This is a genomic window from Shigella sp. FC1661 (assembly GCF_001712525.1).
GTDB lineage: Bacteria > Pseudomonadota > Gammaproteobacteria > Enterobacterales > Enterobacteriaceae > Escherichia > Escherichia coli.
The window spans coordinates 1-17789 of sequence record NZ_MDGW01000580.1 but is presented as its reverse complement, the minus strand read 5'-3'; the positions used below and the strand labels follow the sequence as shown (position 1 = coordinate 17789).

Below are 17789 nucleotides of genomic sequence, written 5' to 3'. Positions count from 1 at the left end.
CTTTCCTCTTTCAGAGTCAACCCTGAATTTCAGGATTTTTCTCTTCAACCGAACCGGCTGTTTGTGTGAAGTGATTCACATCCGCCGTGTCGATGGAGGTGCATTATAGGGAGTTCTCCGCAGGCCGCAATAGAAAAATTGCAGAAAAATGACTGACTGCTGCATTCCCCAGCAAAACCCCGCTTTATACCTTTTTACGCACAGAGTTATCCACAATCATCAATGTAATTTCTGTATTTTTCCCACGGTAACCACTGTCAAAATTGTGATCACCATTGAAAGAGAAAAATTCGCGAGCGTTGCGCAAACGTTTTCGTTACAATGCGGGCGAAAAATAAGGATGCCCCGTTAGGGGCGTTAGCTGAGTTTTTCGCGAAAAATTCAGCTAACGCTCTCTGTAATAGTCAAATCCAGGGGATTTACCATGCAACAACGTCGTCCAGTCCGCCGCGCTCTGCTCAGTGTTTCTGACAAAGCCGGTATCGTCGAATTCGCCCAGGCACTTTCCGCACGCGGTGTGGAGCTGCTGTCTACAGGGGGCACTGCCCGTCTGTTAGCAGAAAAAGGTCTGCCGGTAACCGAAGTTTCCGATTACACCGGTTTCCCGGAGATGATGGATGGACGCGTGAAGACCCTGCATCCGAAAGTACATGGTGGCATTCTGGGCCGTCGCGGCCAGGACGATGCCATTATGGAAGAACATCAGATCCAGCCTATCGATATGGTGGTTGTTAACCTGTATCCGTTCGCCCAGACTGTTGCTCGTGAAGGCTGCTCGCTGGAAGATGCGGTTGAGAACATCGATATCGGCGGCCCGACCATGGTGCGCTCCGCCGCTAAGAACCATAAAGATGTCGCAATCGTGGTGAAGAGCAGCGACTACGACGCCATTATTAAAGAGATGGATGACAACGAAGGATCGCTGACGCTTGCAACCCGTTTCGACCTCGCCATCAAAGCCTTCGAACACACTGCCGCCTACGACAGCATGATTGCCAACTACTTCGGCAGCATGGTTCCGGCGTACCACGGTGAAAGCAAAGAAGCCGCCGGTCGCTTCCCACGCACGCTGAACCTGAACTTCATTAAGAAGCAGGATATGCGTTACGGCGAGAACAGCCACCAGCAGGCTGCCTTCTATATAGAAGAGAATGTGAAAGAAGCCTCCGTTGCTACCGCAACCCAGGTTCAGGGTAAAGCCCTCTCTTATAACAACATCGCCGATACCGATGCGGCGCTGGAGTGCGTGAAAGAGTTCGCCGAGCCGGCATGTGTGATTGTGAAGCACGCCAACCCTTGCGGTGTAGCTATCGGCAATTCCATTCTTGATGCTTACGATCGCGCGTACAAAACCGACCCAACCTCCGCATTCGGCGGCATCATTGCCTTTAACCGCGAGCTAGATGCGGAAACCGCACAGGCCATCATTTCTCGTCAGTTTGTCGAAGTGATTATTGCGCCTTCCGCCAGCGAAGAAGCCCTGAAAATCACCGCCGCCAAGCAGAACGTACGCGTTCTGACCTGCGGTCAGTGGGGCGAGCGTGTTCCGGGTCTTGATTTCAAACGCGTGAACGGCGGTCTGCTGGTTCAGGATCGTGACCTGGGGATGGTCGGTGCGGAAGAACTGCGCGTCGTCACCCAACGTCAGCCGACCGAACAGGAACTGCGCGATGCGCTGTTCTGCTGGAAAGTGGCGAAGTTCGTGAAATCCAATGCTATCGTCTATGCCAAAAACAATATGACCATCGGTATTGGCGCGGGCCAGATGAGCCGCGTGTACTCCGCGAAAATCGCCGGTATTAAAGCTGCCGATGAAGGCCTGGAAGTGAAAGGTTCCTCGATGGCTTCTGACGCGTTCTTCCCGTTCCGCGACGGTATTGATGCCGCCGCCGCTGCGGGCGTGACCTGCGTAATCCAGCCTGGCGGTTCCATCCGTGATGACGAAGTGATTGCCGCCGCCGACGAGCACGGTATTGCGATGCTCTTCACCGACATGCGCCACTTCCGCCATTAATGGAGCAATAGATGAAGTATTAGTGATTGGTAACGGCGGGCGCGAGCACGCGCTGGCCTGGAAAGCGGCCCAGTCGCCGCTGGTTGAGACTGTTTTTGTTGCTCCGGGTAATGCAGGCACTGCGCTGGAACCCGCGCTGCAAAACGTTGCTATTGGCGTGACCGATATCCCGGCGCTGTTGGATTTCGCACAAAACGAAAAGATTGATCTGACCATCGTCGGCCCGGAAGCGCCGCTGGTGAAAGGCGTGGTCGATACCTTCCGCGCCGCCGGGCTGAAAATCTTCGGCCCAACCGCAGGTGCGGCCCAACTGGAAGGCTCAAAAGCGTTTACCAAAGATTTCCTGGCCCGCCATAAGATCCCTACGGCGGAATACCAGAACTTCACCGAGGTAGAACCTGCGCTGGCGTATCTGCGTGAGAAAGGCGCGCCAATCGTCATTAAAGCGGACGGTCTGGCTGCCGGGAAAGGCGTTATCGTGGCGATGACGCTGGAAGAAGCGGAAGCGGCTGTTCACGATATGCTGGCGGGCAACGCTTTTGGCGACGCGGGTCATCGCATCGTTATCGAAGAGTTCCTCGATGGCGAAGAAGCGAGCTTTATCGTGATGGTGGACGGCGAGCATGTGCTGCCGATGGCTACCAGCCAGGATCACAAACGCGTAGGCGATAAAGATACCGGACCAAACACCGGCGGGATGGGCGCTTACTCCCCCGCGCCGGTAGTAACCGATGACGTTCATCAGCGCACCATGGAACGTATTATCTGGCCAACCGTGAAAGGCATGGCGGCGGAAGGCAACACCTACACCGGTTTTCTCTACGCGGGCCTGATGATCGACAAACAGGGCAATCCGAAGGTTATTGAATTTAACTGCCGCTTTGGCGATCCGGAAACCCAGCCGATTATGCTGCGCATGAAGTCCGATCTGGTTGAGCTCTGCCTAGCGGCCTGTGAAAGCAAACTGGACGAGAAAACGTCCGAGTGGGATGAACGCGCTTCTCTCGGCGTGGTGATGGCTGCGGGTGGATATCCGGGTGATTACCGCACCGGTGACGTGATCCACGGCCTGCCGCTGGAAGAAGTGGCAGGCGGCAAAGTGTTCCACGCGGGCACAAAACTGGCGGATGACGAGCAGGTAGTGACCAACGGCGGGCGCGTACTGTGCGTCACCGCGCTGGGTCATACCGTGGCAGAAGCGCAGAAACGCGCCTATGCCTTAATGACCGATATCCACTGGGACGACTGCTTCTGCCGGAAAGATATCGGCTGGCGTGCTATCGAACGCGAGCAGAACTAACGCGACAGTTTTGCCAATAACGTTTTACGCGTGATCCCTAACTGACGGGCGGCTTCAGTTTTGTTGCCGCCCGTTTTCTCCAGTGCCGCCAGAATCACCTCTTTTTCCACTTCCACCAGCGGCTGAATATCCTGACTTTGCCCCAGCGGGATCGGCGTACTGGCAATCGCCAGCGGCAGCTCGCGTTCGGAAATATATTCCCCGGTCAGCAGCACCACTGCCCGTTCCACCGCGTTTTCCAGCTCACGAATATTTCCCGGCCAGTCGTAATGAATCAACAGATCCATCGCCTGGGGAGTAAAACCTTTTACCGCCTTGCGATTACGCTCGGCAAAGCGCTGCAGAAAATGGCCAGCCAGCAGAGGGATATCTTCCCGCCGTTGCCGCAGCGATGGTACTTCAATCGCCACCACATTCAGGCGATAGTAGAGATCCTGGCGAAAACGCCCGGCATTCACCTCTGCGGCAAGATCGCGATGGGTCGCCGCAATCAGCCGGACATCAACCGAGATAGTCTGGTTGCTACCGACACGCTGAACTTCGCGCTCCTGAATCGCACGCAGCAGACGCACCTGCATCATCGGCGAGATATCGCCAATTTCATCGAGAAACAGCGTGCCGCCGTCCGCCTCAACAAAGCGCCCTTCCCGGCGTTTATCGGCTCCAGTAAACGCCCCTTTTTCGTGACCGAACAATTCAGATTCCAGCAAGGATTCGTTGAGTGCCGCACAGTTGAGCGTTACCAGCGGTTTTTCGCTACGTGCGCTACTGGCGTGAATCGCCCTGGCGACCAGCTCTTTACCGGTGCCGGAATCGCCGTGGATCAGCACAGTGGCTTCCGATGGCGCGACGAGGGCGATTTCACTGAGCAGGTGTTGCATCGCCGGGCTTTTACCGACCATACCGAACTGGCTGGCAGTCACCGCAGGTGTTTCAGCATCAATACTGTGCGTATGCGCGAGCGCCTTTTCCAGCGTCGCCTGTAGGTTATCGAAATCCAGCGGCTTGATGAGATAATCCAGCGCCCCAGTTTTCAGTGCCTCTACCGCCGTCTCGACGCTGGAGTACGCAGTCATAATCAGCACCGGAATTGCCGGGTTTAACGCTTTGATCTCTTTCAGCGTGGCGATGCCGTCCATCTCCGCCATTCGCACATCGCAAAGCACAAGATCAAAAACCTGTTCCCGCACCTGCTCCAGCGCCTGTCGCCCGCTGTTCGCCAGCGCGACGTTATAGCCCCAGCCGCGCAGTAAAGCCTGCAAAATAGTGCAGTGGCTAATGTCATCATCCACCACCAGAATATCGATATTATCGTGCGTCATCCTTGTGGGTCCTTACGCGTAATATTGACCGGAAGCCAGAGGGTGAACGTTGAGCCTTTTCCCTCCTGGCTTGCGACCTGAATTGTACCACCGTGTTGTTCAACAATATTATGCACGACCGCCAGCCCCAATCCGGTGCCTTCGGCTTTGGTGGTGAAGTACGGAGTGAAGATGGCTTCAAGCTGATCTGCCGCAATTCCCTTACCGCTGTCGGTAACGCTGATTTTCACGCCCGCGCCGCTTTCGCTGACCGTCACGCTAATCACGCCATGCTGAACAATCGCCTGAATAGCATTGAGATAGAGATTCAACAGGACCTGAGTCAGCCTGTCCGGATCGGCCTGAATTTCCGGTAATGTGTCGTTGGCGGTAAAGCGTAACTGGATCTCCCGGCTGTTTGCATCCTGGCTTACCAGCTGTAATGAGTGGTTAATCAGCGTGTTGAGATCCACCGCCTGCAAAGCCAGATGCGTTGGCTTAACCAGTTCCAGCAACTCGCTTACCACGCGGTTTAAACGATCGGCTTCTTTCGCCATCACCTGCGCCAGTTGATGCGCTTCTCCCCCTGCTGGCGCGCGTTCGGCAAAGTATTTCGCCAGCCCTTTAATTGAGGAAAGTGGATTACGGATTTCGTGGGCAACGCCTGCCGCCAGATGCCCCAGTGCCACCAGCTTCTCTTTGCGCTTCATTTCATCTTGTAGAAGCTGGCGCGAGCGCAGATAGCGGCGATACCAGAAGAATGACAATACGCTTGCCAGCAAGACCGTCGCCAGGGCGAAGAGGATAATCAGGGTGTTTCTCTGCTCACGATCTTCGGCACTCACAATATTACTGGCGTCGAAAGCGATGAAAATTGCTTGTGGTGTCGCGGCATACTGCTGCATATGGCGCATCCGGTGCATTCCAGCACCAAACATCGGTTGAAACTGGCGATAAATTTCCAGAACAGGCTCACCGTCTGCGCTATCGATCCGCCGCCACGCTTCTTCATCTCCCGGATGTAACTGCTGCATTTCCTGCGGGGAATAAATCTGTTTTCCCACCATGCCGGAGTTGCTATGCATCACGATTGTTCCTTGTTCATCCGTGACCGCAAACCAACGTACTCCAGGCTGCCCGGCCATTTCTTCCAGTAAGGCCTGCTGCTGCGCATGATGCATGCGCATCCCCATGCCGACGCGCGAGCCGGATTCAAGAGCGCGAATAAGTACACTGCCTTTTTCCAGCAGCGTTTGTCTGGCGGCGCAGTCTCGCGCCCATAATCGCGAATCACCGTCACCGCAAACAACCCTACCAGCCCAACAATGACCACGGGGAGGATCGCGCTTAACCATTTAGCTAAGGAGTCTTTAGAACGTTGCATAAAACGCATCTTCTTCTTTGCCTGCTCATCCCTTTCTGACAGCAGAAATCATGCCATCTTTTATCAGCGCTTACCCTGCGCTGTAACACAAAGGCTTAAGTTTCAATGAGTAAAAATGACTCGCTACCCGCAGCAGGCGAGTCATTTTTACTCGTTTATCATGCCAGATTACCCGTCATATCAGCGTTTCATCGTTGGCACGGAAGATGCAATACCCGAAGTAAGACAACCACTGGAGGATTAACCATGAAACGGAACACGAAAATTGCCCTGGTAATGATGGCGCTTTCAGCAATGGCGATGGGATCGACATCTGCATTTGCTCACGGCGGACACGGTATGTGGCAGCAAAATGCCGCGCCTTTGACCAGCGAACAACAGACAGCGTGGCAGAAAATCCATAATGACTTTTACGCTCAAAGCAGCGCACTGCAACAGCAACTGGTGACGAAGCGTTATGAATACAATGCCCTGTTAGCCGCGAACCCACCGGATAGCAGCAAAATTAACGCGGTCGCCAAAGAGATGGAGAATTTGCGTCAGTCGTTAGATGAGTTACGGGTGAAACGAGATATCGCGATGGCTGAAGCGGGTATTCCGCGCGGAGCCGGAATGGGCATGGGCTACGGCGGCTGCGGTGGTGGCGGTCATATGGGTATGGGCCACTGGTAAATCAGAACGTTTTCTCGTTGGGTTGCCAGCGACAGAAATCAGAGTTTGCCACTAACAGTAATTGCGAACCTTCGGGCGCTTCCAGCCATGCCACGCTGACATCAACAGAAGAGCGGCTCTGGCGGCGCTCGATATGCGCTATCGCCTGCGAATCTAAATCAGGTTTAATGGTTTGCCCTTCGCAGGTGGTCACGGTCTGTTCCATCGCATGCCAGCGCCCCTGGCGCAGCACGACTCTCCCCTGACGTAAGGCATCGCTAATCTGGCGGATCTGATCAGCACGATAACGGTATAAATCGATTTGGTCGTTAGAAAGCTGCTGCTTTTCCCCATCGGATTCACGTTGCATAAAGCTCAGATCACCGCGATCGTCAAAACGCGCGCGAATATTCACCGGCGGTTTGCTGTAAACATTGATATTGATGAGCGTGAGGTTATCGCCCTGCCAGCGATACTCTCGCGTCGTGGTATCGCCACTGCGCCACGGGCTAAACACGGCAAGCAGATGCACATTATCGCCGCTGTCTTTTCGCCAGATGCGTACCGCGCCCTGGTCTTCAGCAAATCCACTGGCGGTAAAGGGAGGAAGTGAAGAGTTATGACTACAGGCAGTGAGAAGCAGAGCGCCAGCCAGCATCAATGATCGACGCCAGAAAGACAAAAGGGGTGAAACCACCCCTTCGTTAAAACTGTTCACTGCCACGCAATCTTACTTAACTGCGTCTTTCAGTGCCTTGCCAGAAACAAATGCCGGTACGTTAGCTGCGGCAATTTTGATTTCTTTACCGGTCTGCGGGTTGCGGCCAGTACGCTCAGCGCGGTGGTTCACTTTGAAGGTACCGAAACCAACCAGTTGTACAGCATCGCCTTCTTTCAGAGACTCAGTAATTGCAGCCAGAGTGGACTCCAGAGCAGCTTTAGCCTGGGTTTTGGACAGTTCTGCTTTCTCTGCAATTACATCAATCAGTTGAGTCTTGTTCATAAGTTATCCTTACAATGTGTTTATCGCTTGCTAAGCATCGAGTGCGACGGAAATGCCAGAATAGCACTCTCCTGCATACACGCACCGATAGCCACTTTTTTTCGCCCCCCAAATGTAGACCAGACGGGGGGCGAAAGGGAAGACTCCAGGTACGACAAATCAGGCGTTAAATCACGTTTTCTGGTCTTATTGCTGAAAAATTATACCAATATTGCTCTCACCCGCCTCACGCAGGTCTGCCCTAAGGCCTTTTATCAGCTCGATATCGCGTTCTTCGCACTCAGCTAAAAGTCGGAATATTTCCCACTGAATGTCCCATTCTTGCTCTACAGCTGGGTTTTCTTTAAGCTCTTCATCGCTCATTTCGCGACCAACCTGAGTCATTTCCAGCATCGCAACGGTCGTGATGGAGGTCTTACTCACTTTCACCGCGTGTTCGAGCGTTTCACCACTCAAACGCGAATGGACCAGTTCACTTAACGCCACGCAGGCATCGATTGCCGGATAAACGCCGTACAGATCGAAATCGTCGGCTGAAGGAATCGCTTCTTCAAATTTCTCCAGTTGGCTGTCGAAATTTACTTTTGCGTCTTTAACGGTCAGCGTTTCCCAGATGAGATCGAGAATACGACGGTAAATTTGCCCATCACCAAAACCGGTTTGCTGGCAGAACATGGCGTAATTGGGGTACATGCGTTCGCATAAGCAAGCCATGAAAGTGACATGCTGCCAGCTTTCCAGGCGCTCCAGACGCAGATGAATTGGGTTTTGTAACATGTTAAGTTCTCAAATACGGAAATTATCCGCAGTTTACCTGAATTAGGGCTGATTTGCTGTATAGCGCACGAACGCCGGACGTTCCGAGGCCACCGCGTCCGCCCAGCGCGTTGGCTCCGGCAGACGATAGCCTTTCATGCAGCGTTGTACCCACGCCAGCGCGCTGTCCACGCTGACCCGATGGCCGGTAGCGATAAACAACGGGTTACAGCGCGCTTTGCTGCGCCAGACCCAGGCCAGCTGCTCGCCTTTATCCATCAGTGGGGCCAGCGCGCCCGGTTCGCTGGAGAGCGGTTCGAATTTACCGCAGAGCCGTTTTTTCGCCACGCCGATCGTTGGCACATCCACCATCAAACCAAAATGGCTGGCGACGCCAAGACGGCGAGGATGCGAGATCCCATGACCATCGACAAACACTAAATCCGGCTTTTGCGACAGCATCTCCCACGCTGCCAGCAGCGCAGGATATTCGCGGAAGGAAAGAAAACCTGGAATGTAAGGCATGGTGGTGGCGATGCGGGCAACTTTATACTCCACCAGCTCAAGCGAGGGATATTTCAGCAGCACCATCGCCGCTCGCGTCACTTCTCCGCCCTGCTCAAACCCGACATCGGCTCCGGCGATCAGATCCGGTGGATCTTTATCGAGTCGATCCTCGCGGATCACAGAAGAAGCCAGTTCGATTTGTTGAGCGCGTAATGACGCGAGATCCATAATCACTCCTTAGCGGTGATATTGTTCAGACAGTCGATGCACTGCCTCCACGAACACGCCAGCATGTTCTGGCGGCACATCCTGATGAATGCCGTGACCAAGGTTAAAGACATGACCTTCGCCGTGACCGAAACCTGCAAGTATAGTCGCTACTTCTTCTTCAATGCGGGCAGGCGGCGCGTACAGCATCGACGGATCCATATTACCCTGCAACGCGACTTTATTGCCCACACGGCGGCGCGCATCGGCGATATCCGTTGTCCAGTCGAGGCCCAACGCATCGCAACCGGTTTCTGCCATCGCTTCCAGCCACTGTCCGCCGCCTTTGGTAAACAGCGTGACCGGTACGCGGCGACCGTCGTTTTCACGCAGTAAACCATCAACAATTTTATGCATGTAATAGAGCGAGAACTGTTGATAATCGCGCCCGGTAAGCACACCGCCCCAGGTGTCGAAAATCATCACTGCCTGAGCACCGGCTTTAATCTGCGCATTCAGATACAAAGTGACGCTTTTCGCCAGTTTATCGAGTAGAGCGTGCAGCGCCTGCGGATCGGCATACATCATTTTTTTGATCACGGTGAAGGCTTTGCTGCTGCCGCCTTCCACCATGTAGGTTGCCAGCGTCCACGGGCTGCCGGAAAAACCAATCAGCGGCACTTCGCCTTTCAGTTCGCGACGAATGGTACGCACCGCGTTCATCACGTAACCCAGCTCATCTTCCGGGTCCGGAATTGGCAGCTTATCGACGTCGGCTTTGCAGGTGACTGGCGAGGTAAAACGCGGACCTTCTCCGGCTTCAAAATAGAGCCCTAACCCCATCGCGTCCGGCACGGTGAGGATATCGGAAAAGAGGATCGCCGCATCCAGCGGGTAGCGACGCAGCGGTTGCAAAGTCACTTCGCACGCCAGCTCGGCGTTTTTGCACAGCGACATAAAATCGCCCGCCTGGGCGCGCGTGGCTTTATATTCCGGTAGATAGCGACCCGCCTGGCGCATCATCCATACTGGAGTGACATCAACGGGCTGGCGCAGCAGCGCCCGCAGATAACGATCGTTTTTAAGTTCGGTCATTTTGGCTGTTCCTTAGTGCGTCAGGCGGTCAGTGTATCATCACTCATACTCTGCCCGACACATCGCCACAGTATCTTCTATCAGACGGCGCGCTACGGTGCCGGGCGGCGGGAGTAACGGCAAATCGTCATAGCTATACCAGTTCGCCTCGAGCAATTCTTTCGGGTCGATCACGATGTCGCCGCTGTCATATTCCGCCATAAACGCGGTCATTAAAGACTGAGGAAACGGCCACGGCTGAGAAGTCACGTAACGCAAGTTTTTAACTTTAATTCCGCTCTCTTCCATCACTTCCCGCGCGACTGCCTGCTCGAGGGTTTCGCCCACTTCGACGAATCCGGCAAGTACTGTATGGACACCGTTACGATGGCGGGTATGCTGGGCGAGGAGGATCGAATCATCGCGACGGATGGCAACAATAATGCAGGGGGCGATTTGCGGGTAGTAACGCTCACGGCAATGGCTGCACAGCATCGCCCATTCGGTTTTGCTCGGATACATTTCATGCCCGCAGTAACCACAGTATTTATGCGATCGGTAAAACTCCGCCAGTTGTACGCCTCGTCCGGCCAGTTGAAACAGCACAACATCGAGATCAATGACCTGACGTACCGACCCCATATCGTGACGCCGCTGCTGTTGTACTAACCAAACAGGTTCCCCCTGCCATTCGCCGATTTGTAGTGCGCGCTGACCCACAAGATCGAAATTTGCCGCTTCGCCATATGGCAATTCTCCCTTCGGCAACCATAATTTTTGTTCATGGCTGACGACCCACCAGCCGTGATCTAATTTTTCAATTATACGATCCATAGCTCTTGCACTACCTTTGCATCACTGGCATGTTTAACATGGTTTTTACATTTCTCACTGAGCAGTTTTTGAATACAAACTTGCGGAGTCAATCATGCTTAACCAGCTCGATAACCTGACGGAGCGCGTCAGAGGAAGTAACAAACTGGTTGATCGCTGGCTACATGTACGTAAGCATCTGCTCGTGGCTTACTACAATCTGGTTGGCATTAAGCCTGGCAAAGAATCGTACATGAGGCTAAACGAAAAAGCCCTTGATGATTTTTGTCAGAGCCTGGTCGATTACTTGTCTGCCGGACATTTCAGTATTTATGAGCGCATTCTTCATAAGCTGGAAGGCAACGGGCAACTCGCGCGCGCCGCGAAGATTTGGCCGCAACTCGAAGCCAATACCCAACAGATTATGGATTACTACGATTCCAGCCTGGAAACCGCCATCGATCATGATAATTACCTTGAGTTTCAACAGGTTTTATCTGACATCGGCGAGGCGCTGGAAGCGCGCTTTGTGCTGGAAGATAAGCTGATTCTGCTGGTGCTTGACGCCGCCCGCGTCAAACATCCTGCTTGAGTTCTGCGCTGTTAACGCGTAATTTACATTCAACGCCCCGTTTGTGGGGGCTAATTTCTTGTCGGAGTGCCTTAACTGGCTGAGACCGTTTATTCGGGATCCGCGGAACCTGATCAGGCTAATACCTGCGAAGGGAACAAGAGTTAATCTGCTATCGCATCGCCTTTGCGGCGATCGTCTCTTGCTTCATCCGTCGTCTGACAAGCCACGTCCTTAACTTTTTGGAATGAGCTATGTCTGCAACAAAACTGACCCGCCGCGAACAACGCGCCCGGGCCCAACATTTTATCGACACCCTGGAAGGCACCGCCTTTCCCAACTCAAAACGCATTTACCTCACTGGCACACACTCTGGCGTTCGCGTGCCGATGCGTGAGATCCAGCTTAGCCCGACGCTAATCGGCGGCAGCAAAGAACAGCCGCAGTTTGAAGAAAACGAAGCGATTCCGGTCTACGACACCTCCGGCCATATGGCGATCCGCAGATCGCCATTAACGTGCAGCAAGGGCTGGCAAAACTACGCCAGCCGTGGATCGATGCGCGCGGCGATACCGAAGAACTTACCGTGCGCAGTTCCGATTACACTAAAGCGCGGCTGGCAGATGATGGCCTCGACGAACTGCGTTTTAGCGGCGTACTAACACCAAAACGCGCCAAAGCAGGACGCCGTGTCACCCAACTGCACTACGCCCGCCAGGGCATCATCACACCGGAAATGGAATTCATCGCCATCCGCGAGAATATGGGCCGCGAGCGCATACGTAGCGAAGTTTTACGCCACCAGCATCCGGGAATGAGCTTTGGCGCACGTCTGCCGGAAAATATCACTGCGGAATTTGTCCGTGATGAAGTTGCTGCCGGACGTGCGATTATCCCGGCCAACATTAATCATCCGGAATCGGAGCCGATGATTATTGGCCGTAACTTCCTGGTAAAAGTTAACGCCAATATCGGCAACTCGGCGGTCACCTCTTCCATCGAAGAAGAAGTGGAAAAGCTGGTATGGTCCATGCGCTGGGGAGCGGATACGGTGATGGATCTCTCCACCGGTCGCTATATTCACGAAACCCGCGAGTGGATTTTGCGTAACAGTCCGGTGCCGATCGGTACAGTGCCGATCTACCAGGCGCTGGAGAAGGTTAACGGGATCGCCGAAGATCTTACCTGGGAAGCGTTCCGCGACACGCTGCTGGAACAGGCCGAGCAAGGTGTGGATTACTTCACTATCCATGCGGGCGTACTGTTGCGCTATGTGCCGATGACCGCGAAACGCCTGACCGGTATCGTCTCTCGCGGCGGTTCGATTATGGCGAAATGGTGCCTCTCCCATCATCAGGAAAATTTCCTCTATCAACACTTCCGCGAAATTTGTGAAATCTGTGCCGCTTATGACGTTTCGCTGTCGCTGGGCGACGGTCTGCGCCCCGGTTCTATTCAGGACGCCAACGATGAAGCGCAGTTTGCCGAGCTGCATACGCTGGGCGAACTGACCAAAATTGCCTGGGAATATGACGTGCAGGTGATGATTGAAGGCCCAGGCCACGTGCCGATGCAGATGATCCGCCGCAATATGACCGAGGAGTTAGAGCACTGCCACGAAGCGCCGTTTTACACTCTGGGGCCGCTAACTACCGATATTGCGCCGGGCTATGACCACTTCACGTCGGGGATTGGTGCGTCGATGATTGGCTGGTTTGGCTGCGCGATGCTCTGTTACGTAACGCCAAAAGAGCATCTGGGTCTGCCTAATAAAGAAGATGTTAAGCAGGGGCTTATCACCTATAAGATTGCCGCCCACGCCGCTGACCTGGCGAAAGGGCATCCGGGCGCGCAAATTCGCGATAACGCCATGTCGAAAGCCCGCTTCGAATTTCGCTGGGAAGACCAGTTTAATCTGGCCCTCGACCCGTTTACCGCCCGCGCTTATCACGATGAAACCCTGCCGCAAGAGTCAGGTAAAGTCGCCCATTTTTGCTCCATGTGTGGGCCGAAATTCTGCTCGATGAAAATCAGCCAGGAAGTGCGTGATTACGCCGCCACGCAAACTATTGAAATGGGAATGGCGGATATGTCGGAGAACTTCCGTGCCAGAGGCGGAGAAATCTACCTGCGTAAGGAGGAAGCGTGATGTATCAGCCTGATTTTCCTCCTGTACCTTTTCGTTTAGGACTGTACCCAGTGGTGGACAGCGTACAGTGGATCGAACGTCTGTTGGATGCAGGCGTACGTACTCTCCAGCTACGCATCAAAGATCGGCGCGATGAAGAGGTGGAAGCCGATGTCGTGGCGGCAATTGCGCTGGGCCGCCGCTATAACGCGCGATTGTTTATCAACGATTACTGGCGGCTCGCGATCAAGCATCAGGCGTATGGCGTCCATTTGGGGCAGGAAGATTTGCAAGCCACCGATCTCAATGCCATCCGCGCGGCAGGCCTGCGGCTGGGTGTTTCGACACATGACGATATGGAAATCGACGTCGCGCTGGCAGCACGCCCCTCTTATATCGCGCTGGGACATGTGTTCCCGACGCAAACCAAACAGATGCCTTCTGCACCGCAGGGGCTGGAACAGCTGGCACGGCATGTTGAGCGACTGGCGGATTATCCCACCGTGGCGATTGGCGGTATCAGTCTGGCACGCGCGCCTGCGGTGATAGCAACGGGTGTCGGCAGTATCGCCGTCGTCAGCGCCATTACTCAAGCCGCAGACTGGCGTTTGGCAACGGCACAGTTGCTGGAAATTGCAGGAGTTGGCGATGAATGACCGTGATTTTATGCGTTATAGCCGCCAAATCCTGCTCGACGATATCGCTCTTGACGGGCAGCAAAAACTGCTCGACAGCCAGGTGCTGATTATCGGTCTTGGCGGGCTGGGTACACCTGCTGCGCTATACCTGGCGGGCGCTGGCGTCGGGACGCTGGTACTGGCAGATGACGACGATGTGCATTTAAGCAATCTGTAACGACAAATTCTCTTTACCACTGAAGATATCAACAGCCCGAAATCGCAGGTCAGCCAACAGCGACTGACACAGTTGAATCCCGACATTCAACTGACAGCATTACAACAACGGTTAACGGGTGAGGCGTTAAAAGATGCGGTTGCACGGGCCGATGTGGTGCTCGACTGTACCGACAATATGGCGACTCGCCAGGAGATTAATGCCGCCTGCGTGGTACTCAACACGCCGCTTATCACCGCCAGCGCGGTCGGATTTGGCGGTCAGTTGATGGTACTGACGCCGCCCTGGGAGCAGGGGTGTTACCGCTGCCTGTGGCCAGATAACCAGGAGCCAGAACGCAACTGCCGCACGGCGGGCGTGGTTGGCCCGGTGGTCGGGGTTATGGGCACTTTGCAGGCACTGGAAGCCATTAAGTTATTAAGCGGTATAGAGACACCTGCGGGAGAACTCCGACTGTTCGACGGTAAATCGAGCCAGTGGCGCAGCCTGGCGTTGCGCCGCGCCAGTGGTTGCCCGGTATGCGGAGGAAGCAATGCAGATCCTGTTTAACGATCAACCGATGCAGTGCGCCGCCGGGCAAACTGTTCACGAACTACTGGAGCAACTCGACCAACGACAAGCGGGCGCGGCTCTGGCGATTAATCAGCAAATCGTCCCGCGTGAGCAGTGGACGCAACATATCGTGCAGGATGGCGACCAGATCCTGCTTTTTCAGGTTATTGCAGGGGGTTGAGATGTTACGTATTGCGGACAAAACGTTTGATTCACATCTGTTTACCGGCACAGGGAAATTCGCTTCTTCACAACTGATGGTGGAGGCGATCCGCGCTTCCGGCAGCCAGCTGGTGACACTGGCGATGAAACGTGTCGACTTGCGCCAGCACAACGACGCTATCCTCGAACCGCTTATCGCGGCGGGTGTGACCCTGCTGCCAAATACTTCCGGGGCGAAAACAGCGGAAGAAGCCATTTTCGCCGCCCATCTGGCACGTGAAGCGTTAGGCACAAACTGGTTAAAATTAGAGATTCACCCTGACGCCCGCTGGCTGTTGCCCGATCCCATCGAAACTCTGAAAGCCGCCGAAATGCTGGTACAACAGGGATTTGTCGTGCTGCCTTACTGCGGGGCCGATCCGGTATTGTGTAAACGTCTGGAAGAAGTCGGCTGTGCAGCGGTGATGCCGCTCGCGCGCCGATTGGCTCGAATCAGGGACTGGAAACCCGTGCCATGCTGGAGATTATTATCCAGCAGGCCACAGTTCCGGTGGTTGTCGATGCTGGCATCGGCGTTCCCAGCCATGCCGCGCAGGCCCTGGAAATGGGGGCCGACGCGGTGTTAGTGAATACGGCGATTGCCGTAGCGGACGATCCCGTCAACATGGCGAAGGCATTTCGTCTGGCGGTAGAAGCAGGCCTGCTGGCACGTCAGTCCGGACCGGGCAGCCGCAGTCATTTTGCTCATGCCACCAGCCCGCTGACTGGATTTCTGGAGGCATCGGCATGAAAACCTTCAGCGATCGCTGGCGACAACTGGACTGGGATGACATCCGCCTGCGTATCAACGGCAAAACGGCTGTTGACGTAGAGCGGGCGCTAAATGCCTCGCAATTCACCCGCGACGATATGATGGCGCTGTTATCGCCAGCCGCCAGTGGCTATCTGGAACAACTGGCCCAACGGGCGCAGCGTCTGACCCGTCAGCGATTTGGCAACGCAGTTAGTTTCTACGTCCCGCTTTATCTTTCCAATCTTTGCGCTAACGACTGCACGTACTGCGGATTTTCCATGAGTAATCGCATCAAGCGCAAAACGCTGGATGAAGCGGATATTGCCAGGGAAAGCGCCGCTATACGGGAGATGGGCTTTGAACATCTGCTATTAGTCACTGGTGAACATCAGGCGAAAGTGGGGATGGATTACTTTCGTCGTCATCTCCCCGCCCTGCGTGAACAGTTCTCTTCACTACAAATGGAAGTGCAACCGCTGGCGAAGACGGAATACGCCGAGTTAAAGCAGCTTGGTCTGGATGGCGTGATGGTTTATCAGGAGACATATCACGAGGCGACTTATGCCCGCCATCATCTGAAAGGCAAAAAACAGGACTTCTTCTGGCGGCTGGAAACGCCGGATCGGCTGGGGCGTGCGGGGATTGATAAGATAGGCCTCGGCGCGCTAATTGGCCTTTCCGACAACTGGCGCGTTGACTGCTATATGGTTGCCGAACATTTGCTATGGCTGCAACAGCATTACTGGCAAAGCCGTTACTCTGTCTCTTTTCCGCGCCTGCGCCCGTGTACTGGCGGCATTGAGCCTGCGTCGATTATGGATGAACGCCAGTTAGTGCAAACCATCTGCGCCTTCCGACTGCTTGCACCGGAGATTGAACTGTCACTCTCCACGCGGGAATCACCGTGGTTTCGCGATCGCGTTATTCCGCTGGCGATCAATAACGTCAGCGCCTTCTCGAAAACGCAGCCAGGTGGCTATGCCGATAATCACCCCGAGTTGGAACAGTTCTCACCGCACGACGATCGCAGACCGGAAGCGGTTGCTGCCGCGTTAACCGCTCAGGGTTTGCAGCCGGTATGGAAAGACTGGGACAGCTATCTGGGACGGGCCTCGCAAAGACTATGAGACGGAATGTAAGAACGTAAATTTATTCCGAGCCGCTACGGAAGATGAAAAACGCAAGGTTGTTGAAAGCGTTGTGTTTTTTTATGGTAGTGCCGTCAGCAGGAATGTTGTCCAGGGCGAAAAGCTTCTTCCTCGTTTCGCCCTGCCTTTCTTAAAAATTCCGTAATGCAAAGTCTGAAGCCATCGCCTGTTGAGCAATGAAAGAGATCTGATTGTAAGAGAGTAAATACTCAACTATGATAGAGACGAAAATAAGAACACATGTTCTCATCTTCCAGGATGCAGCAGACTGAAGAAATTCAGACATCCCGCAACCTGCGATTATCGCAAGGTCAAGGCAAAGTCCGGTAATGGCGTTCTGAATACCAGAGATAATTCTCTGGCGAAACCCACCTTAAGGTGGGTTTTGTTATTTTGAGGGCTGAGGAAGCTGCTTATTTCTCAATAAGTTGTAGGCAATGGTGAAAAATTTCACTGATTTACCTGGTGATGCTGCCAACTTACTGATTTAGTGTATGATGGTGTTTTTGAGGTGCTCCAGTGGCTTCTGTTTCTATCAGCTGTCCCTCCTGTTCAGCTACTGACGGGGTG

General features: G+C 54.2%; 16 protein-coding genes, 5 pseudogenes and 1 riboswitch. Of the genes and pseudogenes, 12 read left to right on the top strand and 9 right to left on the bottom strand.

The features are described from left to right. Positions 1 to 424: 424 nt before the first annotated feature. Together purH and purD are read left to right on the top strand one after the other, a co-directional pair. Positions 425 to 2014, top strand: a complete 1590-nt coding sequence (gene purH / locus BFF42_RS23680; RefSeq protein WP_001187566.1) for a bifunctional phosphoribosylaminoimidazolecarboxamide formyltransferase/IMP cyclohydrolase — start codon at positions 425 to 427, stop codon at positions 2012 to 2014. Positions 2015 to 2021: 7 nt separating this feature from the next. After that, a complete protein-coding gene (gene purD / locus BFF42_RS23675) occupies positions 2022 to 3314 on the top strand; it encodes a phosphoribosylamine--glycine ligase (protein WP_087851910.1) in 1293 nt (430 codons plus the stop codon). Here purD and zraR read toward each other — a convergent pair. Continuing rightward, positions 3311 to 4636 carry a sigma-54-dependent response regulator transcription factor ZraR gene (zraR, locus tag BFF42_RS23670; RefSeq protein ID WP_000148507.1) on the bottom strand — a complete coding sequence of 442 codons (1326 nt, stop codon included), beginning with the start codon at positions 4634 to 4636 and terminating at the stop codon, positions 3311 to 3313. The two genes, purD and zraR, sit on opposite strands and share 4 nt — an antisense overlap. Then, positions 4633 to 6008: pseudogene (gene zraS / locus BFF42_RS23665) on the bottom strand (two-component system sensor histidine kinase ZraS). The gene zraR and the pseudogene zraS overlap by 4 nt, the downstream one beginning before the upstream one ends. Before the next feature lie 237 nt (positions 6009 to 6245). On the opposite strand from zraS, the gene zraP reads away from it, so the two are divergent. After that, the gene (gene zraP / locus BFF42_RS23660) at positions 6246 to 6671 is read left to right on the top strand and encodes a zinc resistance sensor/chaperone ZraP (RefSeq protein ID WP_000828222.1); all 426 of its coding nucleotides are present in this window, start codon (positions 6246 to 6248) and stop codon (positions 6669 to 6671) included. Position 6672: 1 nt separating this feature from the next. Here the strand turns inward: zraP and BFF42_RS23655 are convergent, their stop codons facing one another. The 6 genes from BFF42_RS23655 to nudC form a co-directional block, all read right to left on the bottom strand. After that, positions 6673 to 7368 (bottom strand): DUF1481 domain-containing protein, encoded by a 696-nt coding sequence (locus BFF42_RS23655; protein WP_001084037.1) that lies wholly within the window; start codon positions 7366 to 7368, stop codon positions 6673 to 6675. Positions 7369 to 7380: 12 nt separating this feature from the next. Beyond that, the gene (hupA, locus tag BFF42_RS23650; RefSeq protein WP_001044513.1) at positions 7381 to 7653 is read right to left on the bottom strand and encodes a nucleoid-associated protein HU-alpha; all 273 of its coding nucleotides are present in this window, start codon (positions 7651 to 7653) and stop codon (positions 7381 to 7383) included. A 186-nt stretch (positions 7654 to 7839) separates the two neighbouring features. Continuing rightward, entirely contained in the window at positions 7840 to 8430 is a 591-nt protein-coding gene (locus tag BFF42_RS23645) for a YjaG family protein (protein WP_000941116.1), read from the bottom strand. A 42-nt stretch (positions 8431 to 8472) separates the two neighbouring features. Then, entirely contained in the window at positions 8473 to 9144 is a 672-nt protein-coding gene (nfi, locus tag BFF42_RS23640; protein ID WP_000362392.1) for a deoxyribonuclease V, read from the bottom strand. Positions 9145 to 9153: 9 nt separating this feature from the next. After that, positions 9154 to 10218: a uroporphyrinogen decarboxylase gene (gene hemE / locus BFF42_RS23635; protein ID WP_000137657.1), complete on the bottom strand. Its 1065-nt coding sequence runs from the start codon at positions 10216 to 10218 to the stop codon at positions 9154 to 9156. A 39-nt stretch (positions 10219 to 10257) separates the two neighbouring features. Further along, positions 10258 to 11031, bottom strand: a complete 774-nt coding sequence (gene nudC / locus BFF42_RS23630) for an NAD(+) diphosphatase (RefSeq protein WP_039060461.1) — start codon at positions 11029 to 11031, stop codon at positions 10258 to 10260. A gap of 94 nt (positions 11032 to 11125) precedes the next feature. Here nudC and rsd point away from each other — a divergent pair, with 94 nt between their 5' ends. From rsd to thiH, 8 genes and pseudogenes are all read left to right on the top strand, one after another. After that, positions 11126 to 11602 (top strand): sigma D regulator, encoded by a 477-nt coding sequence (gene rsd / locus BFF42_RS23625; protein WP_000934302.1) that lies wholly within the window; start codon positions 11126 to 11128, stop codon positions 11600 to 11602. Between the two features lie 52 nt (positions 11603 to 11654). After that, positions 11655 to 11755: riboswitch (TPP riboswitch) on the top strand. Positions 11756 to 11835: 80 nt separating this feature from the next. Beyond that, positions 11836 to 12098: pseudogene (locus BFF42_RS28495) on the top strand (hypothetical protein); the annotation flags it as partial. Beyond that, complete coding sequence (gene thiC / locus BFF42_RS23620) at positions 12099 to 13730, top strand: phosphomethylpyrimidine synthase ThiC (RefSeq protein ID WP_371462471.1); 1632 nt, start codon at positions 12099 to 12101, stop codon at positions 13728 to 13730. Beyond that, positions 13730 to 14365 (top strand): thiamine phosphate synthase, encoded by a 636-nt coding sequence (gene thiE / locus BFF42_RS23615; RefSeq protein WP_000284600.1) that lies wholly within the window; start codon positions 13730 to 13732, stop codon positions 14363 to 14365. Before thiC ends, thiE begins: the two co-directional genes overlap by 1 nt. Further along, positions 14358 to 15113 (top strand): annotated as a pseudogene (thiF, locus tag BFF42_RS23610) (thiazole biosynthesis adenylyltransferase ThiF). The gene thiE and the pseudogene thiF overlap by 8 nt, the downstream one beginning before the upstream one ends. Beyond that, entirely contained in the window at positions 15097 to 15297 is a 201-nt protein-coding gene (gene thiS / locus BFF42_RS23605; protein ID WP_001166232.1) for a sulfur carrier protein ThiS, read from the top strand. The pseudogene thiF and the gene thiS overlap by 17 nt, the downstream one beginning before the upstream one ends. Position 15298: 1 nt before the next feature. Further along, positions 15299 to 16068: pseudogene (gene thiG / locus BFF42_RS23600) on the top strand (thiazole synthase). After that, complete coding sequence (thiH, locus tag BFF42_RS23595; RefSeq protein ID WP_000847457.1) at positions 16065 to 17198, top strand: 2-iminoacetate synthase ThiH; 1134 nt, start codon at positions 16065 to 16067, stop codon at positions 17196 to 17198. Before thiG ends, thiH begins: the two are co-directional and overlap by 4 nt. A gap of 409 nt (positions 17199 to 17607) precedes the next feature. Here thiH and BFF42_RS28040 read toward each other — a convergent pair. Next, a pseudogene (locus tag BFF42_RS28040) lies at positions 17608 to 17682 on the bottom strand (hypothetical protein); the annotation flags it as partial. A 56-nt stretch (positions 17683 to 17738) separates the two neighbouring features. Between BFF42_RS28040 and BFF42_RS28490 the strand changes: the two are divergent. Next, positions 17739 to 17789 (top strand): IS1 family transposase (locus BFF42_RS28490; protein ID WP_165888145.1); only part of this gene is annotated, 51 nt, incomplete at its 3' end.

What these genes read in the sequence shown, in the direction of transcription:
- hupA (WP_001044513.1), bottom strand. Translation starts at nt 7,653, where the DNA reads ATGAACAAGACTCAACTGATTGATGTAATTGCAGAGAAAGCAGAACTG.
- zraR (WP_000148507.1), bottom strand. Translation starts at nt 4,636, where the DNA reads ATGACGCACGATAATATCGATATTCTGGTGGTGGATGATGACATTAGC.
- thiH (WP_000847457.1), top strand. Translation starts at nt 16,065, where the DNA reads ATGAAAACCTTCAGCGATCGCTGGCGACAACTGGACTGGGATGACATC.
- purH (WP_001187566.1), top strand. Translation starts at nt 425, where the DNA reads ATGCAACAACGTCGTCCAGTCCGCCGCGCTCTGCTCAGTGTTTCTGAC.
- BFF42_RS23645 (WP_000941116.1), bottom strand. Translation starts at nt 8,430, where the DNA reads ATGTTACAAAACCCAATTCATCTGCGTCTGGAGCGCCTGGAAAGCTGG.
- zraP (WP_000828222.1), top strand. Translation starts at nt 6,246, where the DNA reads ATGAAACGGAACACGAAAATTGCCCTGGTAATGATGGCGCTTTCAGCA.
- thiE (WP_000284600.1), top strand. Translation starts at nt 13,730, where the DNA reads ATGTATCAGCCTGATTTTCCTCCTGTACCTTTTCGTTTAGGACTGTAC.
- rsd (WP_000934302.1), top strand. Translation starts at nt 11,126, where the DNA reads ATGCTTAACCAGCTCGATAACCTGACGGAGCGCGTCAGAGGAAGTAAC.
- nfi (WP_000362392.1), bottom strand. Translation starts at nt 9,144, where the DNA reads ATGGATCTCGCGTCATTACGCGCTCAACAAATCGAACTGGCTTCTTCT.
- thiS (WP_001166232.1), top strand. Translation starts at nt 15,097, where the DNA reads ATGCAGATCCTGTTTAACGATCAACCGATGCAGTGCGCCGCCGGGCAA.
- hemE (WP_000137657.1), bottom strand. Translation starts at nt 10,218, where the DNA reads ATGACCGAACTTAAAAACGATCGTTATCTGCGGGCGCTGCTGCGCCAG.
- nudC (WP_039060461.1), bottom strand. Translation starts at nt 11,031, where the DNA reads ATGGATCGTATAATTGAAAAATTAGATCACGGCTGGTGGGTCGTCAGC.